We start from the raw sequence: 4,711 nt of genomic DNA on the forward strand, positions 1-4,711 counted from the left end.
AAAATATTTGCTGGCTGACACACCGCTATCGCTGGCAGGCCAGCTCCCACAATGTCCGTGGCGAAGCTGAATGCTGTGCTCACACCACAAAACCTGCTCGCGATGGCGTCGGTACATTCAAAATCTCAGCTGACTGACACACCGCTATCGCGGGTAAGCCCGCTCCCACAGTGTCCGAACTGTTCACACAAAAACCTGTGGGAGCTGGCTTGCCAGCGATGAGGCCGGCATTGACGCTAAAGAACTATCCTGGCCCGGCGCAGTTCAGCAATCCGCTCAGCACTGAACCCCAACTCCCCCAACACCTGATCCGTATGCTGCCCCAACACCGCGCCGACATGCCGTGGCGTCGGCAACGCTTCGGAAAACTTCAGCGGACACGCCATCTGCGCCTGCGTCGTACCATCCCCACGCGGCACTTGCATGACCAATTCCCGCGCCTGTAACTGCGGATGCTGCACCGCCTCGCTCAAGTTCAGTACCGGCTCGACACACGCATCAACCCCGGCAAACAACTGGCACAGTTCGGCAAAGTCATGCTTCTCGAACTCTACCTTCAACGCCTCCTTCAACGCCCGCTGCTGCTCGGGCTTCGGCGATAAACCCTGCGCCGCCAGTTCCGGCCGACCCAGCGCCACACACAATTGCTGCATGAACCCCGGTTCCAGACTGCCTACCGACATCCAGCGCCCATCGCGCGAGCGGTAGTAATCGTAAAAACTGCCGCCATTCAGTATCTGGTCTTCCCGACCCGGCTCCTCGCCGCAGGCCAGATAGCCGGCACCGGCCATGGCATTCAGGCTGAATGCGCAGTCGGTCATGCTCACATCCAGATGCGTGCCCTGCCCGGTTTGCTGGCGAGCAATCACCGCCGCCAGCAGACCGATCACCCCGTGCAGCGAGCCACCCGCGACATCCGCCACCTGCATGCCCAACGGCAATGGCCCGCTGTCGGCACGCCCGGTGTAGCTGGAGAGCCCGGCCAGCGCCAGATAGTTGATGTCGTGTCCGGCGCGATCCTTGTAGGGCCCGGTCTGGCCGTAGCCGGTGATCGACACGTAAATCAGCTTCGGATTGATCGCCTTCAGCGCCTCGTAGCCCAGGCCCAAACGCTCCATCACTCCGGGTCGGAATTGTTCGAGGACAATGTCGTGATCGCCCAGTAACTGCTTGACCACCTCCAGCGCCTCGGGCTGTTTCAGATCCAGCGCCAGGCTGCGTTTGTTGCGATTGAGATAGGCATGGCTGGCGGATATTCCGCCGTCGTGGGGCGGCAGCACCCGCAGCAGATCGAGGCGGGTCGGCGACTCGATACGCAACACCTCGGCCCCCATGTCTGCCAGCAACAGCGAGGCGAACGGCCCCGGCAGCAAGGTCGAGAAATCCAGAATCTTCAGTGAGGCCAGCGGTGCAGACATGGGCGATCTCCTTGGGCGATGCACTCAGCCTAGGCAGCACATGCCCATGCAGCAATAACCGAATCCATCAGCGGCAGTGACCGTTGCGCTCAAATCGCAGGCAATAAAAAACCTGCCGAAGCAGGTTTCTTATTCAAGCGATACTTACTTCACGTTACTCGGGGTTGGGCCTTCGGCCACACCCAGGTCGTCTTCAACGCGGGTATCAACGATGCCGCGACCGCCCGAGGCCAGCTCGGATTGCAGCACATCGGTGTCCAGCTCTTTGACCCACTTGGCAACAACGATGGTGGCAACGGCGTTACCCACCAGGTTGGTCAGGGCACGTGCTTCGGACATGAAGCGGTCGATACCGAGGATCAGCGCCAGACCGGCAACCGGCAGGTGGCCAACAGCCGACAGCGTCGCCGCCAGCACGATGAAGCCCGAACCAGTCACACCGGCAGCGCCTTTGGAGGACAGCAGCAACACCACCAGCAGGGTGATCTGGTGAGTGATGTCCATGTGGGTGTCAGTTGCCTGGGCAATGAACACGGCGGCCATGGTCAGGTAGATAGCAGTACCGTCGAGGTTGAACGAGTAACCGGTCGGAATCACCAGACCCACTACCGATTTCTTCGCGCCCAGACGCTCCATCTTGATCAGCATGCGCGGCAGAACCGATTCCGACGAGGAAGTACCCAGTACGATCAACAGTTCTTCACGGATGTAGCGGATCATCTTCAGCACGCTGAAGCCGTGAGCGCGAGCGATACCGCCCAGCACGATCAGGATGAACAGCAGGCAAGTGATGTAGAAGCAGATCATCAGTTGACCCAGCTGCACCAGCGAGCCGACACCGTAGGCACCGATGGTGAACGCCATCGCACCGAAGGCACCGATTGGCGCGAGCTTCATGATCATGTTGATGATGTTGAACATGACGTGGGCGAAGCGATCGATGAAGTCCAGCAGCGGCTTGCCGTAGGCACCCAGGCGATGCAGGGCGAAACCGAAGATCACCGAGAACATCAGCACTTGCAGGATATCGCCAGTGGCGAACGCGCCGACGATGGTGGTCGGGATCACGTTGAGCAGGAAGCCGACAACGCTCTGGTCAGCGCCAGCAGCCACGTAAGAGGCGACTTTCGAGGCGTCGAGCGTAGCGACGTCGATGTGCATGCCGTTGCCCGGTTGCACGATGTTGACCACGAGCAGGCCGACCAGCAAAGCGATGGTCGAAACGATTTCGAAGTACAGCAGTGCGTAACCGCCAGTCTTGCCGACCGACTTCATGCTCTGCATGCCAGCGATACCGCTGACCACGGTGCAGAAGATGATTGGGGCGATGATCATTTTGATCAGTTTGATGAACCCGTCACCCAGCGGCTTTACGGCCACGCCGAACTGCGGGTAGTAGTGACCGAGCGCAATACCGATGATGATTGCGACGATCACCTGGAAATACAGGGATTTGTAGAGTGGCTGACGAGTCGTCATTGCAAGTTTCCTCAAGAGCCCCGCGCGCAACATCCATCTGTTGCTGGCGAAACCTGAATTGCGAACCCTCCTGCACTGGAGGGATTTGTTGTTCGAGCGGCGCTTTCCGGACAGGCTCGACGCACGCTTCTGTCGCTCTTATCGCAAACCTCGTGCCACTTTGGTGCATTTCGCTGCAAGCCTTTTGACATCAGGGGTTACAGCGCTTTTTGTGTCACCATCCGGTTACCCGAGAGTGGCGGATTTCCGCCAAGTCACCGAACCTCGTCCTACAATTTGGCGGAAATCCGCCTTGTTGCCATCGCCAACCCACAGCTAAGATCCGGCGCCAGAGGAAGGATTTGCCGCTTATGCGTGAACGCACCATCGCCAGCCATTTCGCCCGCGCCGCCCTCGGTGGCGCACGCCGCTCGGGGTTCGACTACTCCGGGCTGCTGCTGCAACTGGGGATCAGCCCCGAGCTGCTCGACGAACCACGCGCGCGCATCGCCCCGGAGCAATTCACCCGCCTGATCCAGAGCCTGTGGCTGGCACTGGACGACGAATACCTGGGTTTCGGCAACGCGCCGAGCAAACCCGGCAGCTTCGCCATGATGTGCCATGCCTCGATTCATTGCCGCAATCTGGAAAAGGCTCTGCAACGCGGCTTATTGTTTTATAGCCTATTCCCCGAAGCCCCGCGCCTGAGCCTCACCCGCGAAGACGAATGGGTGCGTCTGAGCCTTGATGATTCAACATTCTGGGACCCGGACCACTTCCTCACCGAAAGCCTGCTGGTGATCTGGCATCGCCTCGGCAGTTGGCTGATCGGCCAGCGAATCCGCCTGGAACAAGTGACATTCAGCTACCCGAAACCCGCCCACGGCGCCGAATACGACCTGCTGTTCCCCTGCCCCATGAGTTTCTCCACAGATCAGAGCAGCCTGCTGTTCCACAGCCGCTACCTGCACATGCCCCTTTTGCAGGACGAACGCACCCTCAAACACTTCCTCGAACGCTCCCCCGCCGACCTGCTTTCACGCCCGGACGACGGCGACAGCCTCAGCAGCCGCCTGCGCCGATTACTCAGCAGCGACAGCGCACGCTGGCCGGATCTGGAAGCGGTGGCGGCGCATCTGCACATCAGCCCGCAGACCCTGCGCCGGCATTTGCGTGAGGAAGGAACGAGCTTTCAGGAGTTGAAGGATCAACTGCGGCGGGATATCGCCATCTACCATTTGGGACGGGCAGATCTGTCGTTGCAACAGATTGCCGAGCAGTTGGGGTTCTCAGAACCTTCGGCGTTTCACCGGGCGTTCAAGAAATGGACCGGACTGACGCCGGGGGCTTATCGGGCGCAGGAGCAATGAGGCGGGGTACATCTGACAGAGATTGATTGGCTGAGAGACAGTCTTCGCGAGCAGGCTCACTCCCACAGGGATTGATGTGTATCTGGCAGGAAGTGGTTGGATGGCAGGCCGCCATCGCTGGCAAGCCAGCTCCCACAAGGATTGATTTACATCTGACAGGAAATGGTCGGCTGTCAGGCCGTCATCGCGAGCAGGCTCACTCCTACATGATTGATGTACATCTGATAGAAAATGGTTGGATGGCAGGACGCCATCGCTGGCAGGCCCGCTCCCACAGGGATTGGGTACATCAGGCAGGGTTTGGTTGGATGGTAGGCCGCCATCGCTGGCAAGCCTGCTCCCCCAGGGATTGGGTATATCGGGCAGAGATTGGTCGGCTGGCAGGCCGCCATCGCGAGCAGGCTCACTCCTACAGAAAAGCAAAAGCAAAGCTGCCCCGCGCCGCTTTTAACCACTCACAGAATG

General features: G+C 59.7%; 4 protein-coding genes. 2 read left to right on the top strand and 2 right to left on the bottom strand.

Translation table 11 applies throughout. The features are described from left to right. Positions 1 to 236 precede the first annotated feature (236 nt). Together ACIOZM_RS27035 and ACIOZM_RS27040 are read right to left on the bottom strand one after the other, a co-directional pair. Positions 237 to 1,418 (bottom strand): CaiB/BaiF CoA transferase family protein, encoded by a 1,182-nt coding sequence (locus ACIOZM_RS27035; RefSeq protein ID WP_401219551.1) that lies wholly within the window; start codon positions 1,416 to 1,418, stop codon positions 237 to 239. A gap of 144 nt (positions 1,419 to 1,562) precedes the next feature. Further along, positions 1,563 to 2,897: a dicarboxylate/amino acid:cation symporter gene (locus tag ACIOZM_RS27040; RefSeq protein WP_401219554.1), complete on the bottom strand. Its 1,335-nt coding sequence runs from the start codon at positions 2,895 to 2,897 to the stop codon at positions 1,563 to 1,565. A gap of 350 nt (positions 2,898 to 3,247) precedes the next feature. On the opposite strand from ACIOZM_RS27040, the gene ACIOZM_RS27045 reads away from it, so the two are divergent. Continuing rightward, positions 3,248 to 4,246, top strand: coding sequence for an AraC family transcriptional regulator (locus ACIOZM_RS27045; protein ID WP_401219557.1), 999 nt, complete (start codon positions 3,248 to 3,250; stop codon positions 4,244 to 4,246). 206 nt (positions 4,247 to 4,452) lie between these two features. Next, positions 4,453 to 4,711: hypothetical protein (locus ACIOZM_RS27050; RefSeq protein WP_401219559.1), on the top strand; the 259-nt coding region annotated here is incomplete at its 3' end.

The organism is Pseudomonas sp. NPDC087346 (assembly GCF_044744235.1).
Taxonomy (GTDB): Bacteria; Pseudomonadota; Gammaproteobacteria; order Pseudomonadales; family Pseudomonadaceae; genus Aquipseudomonas.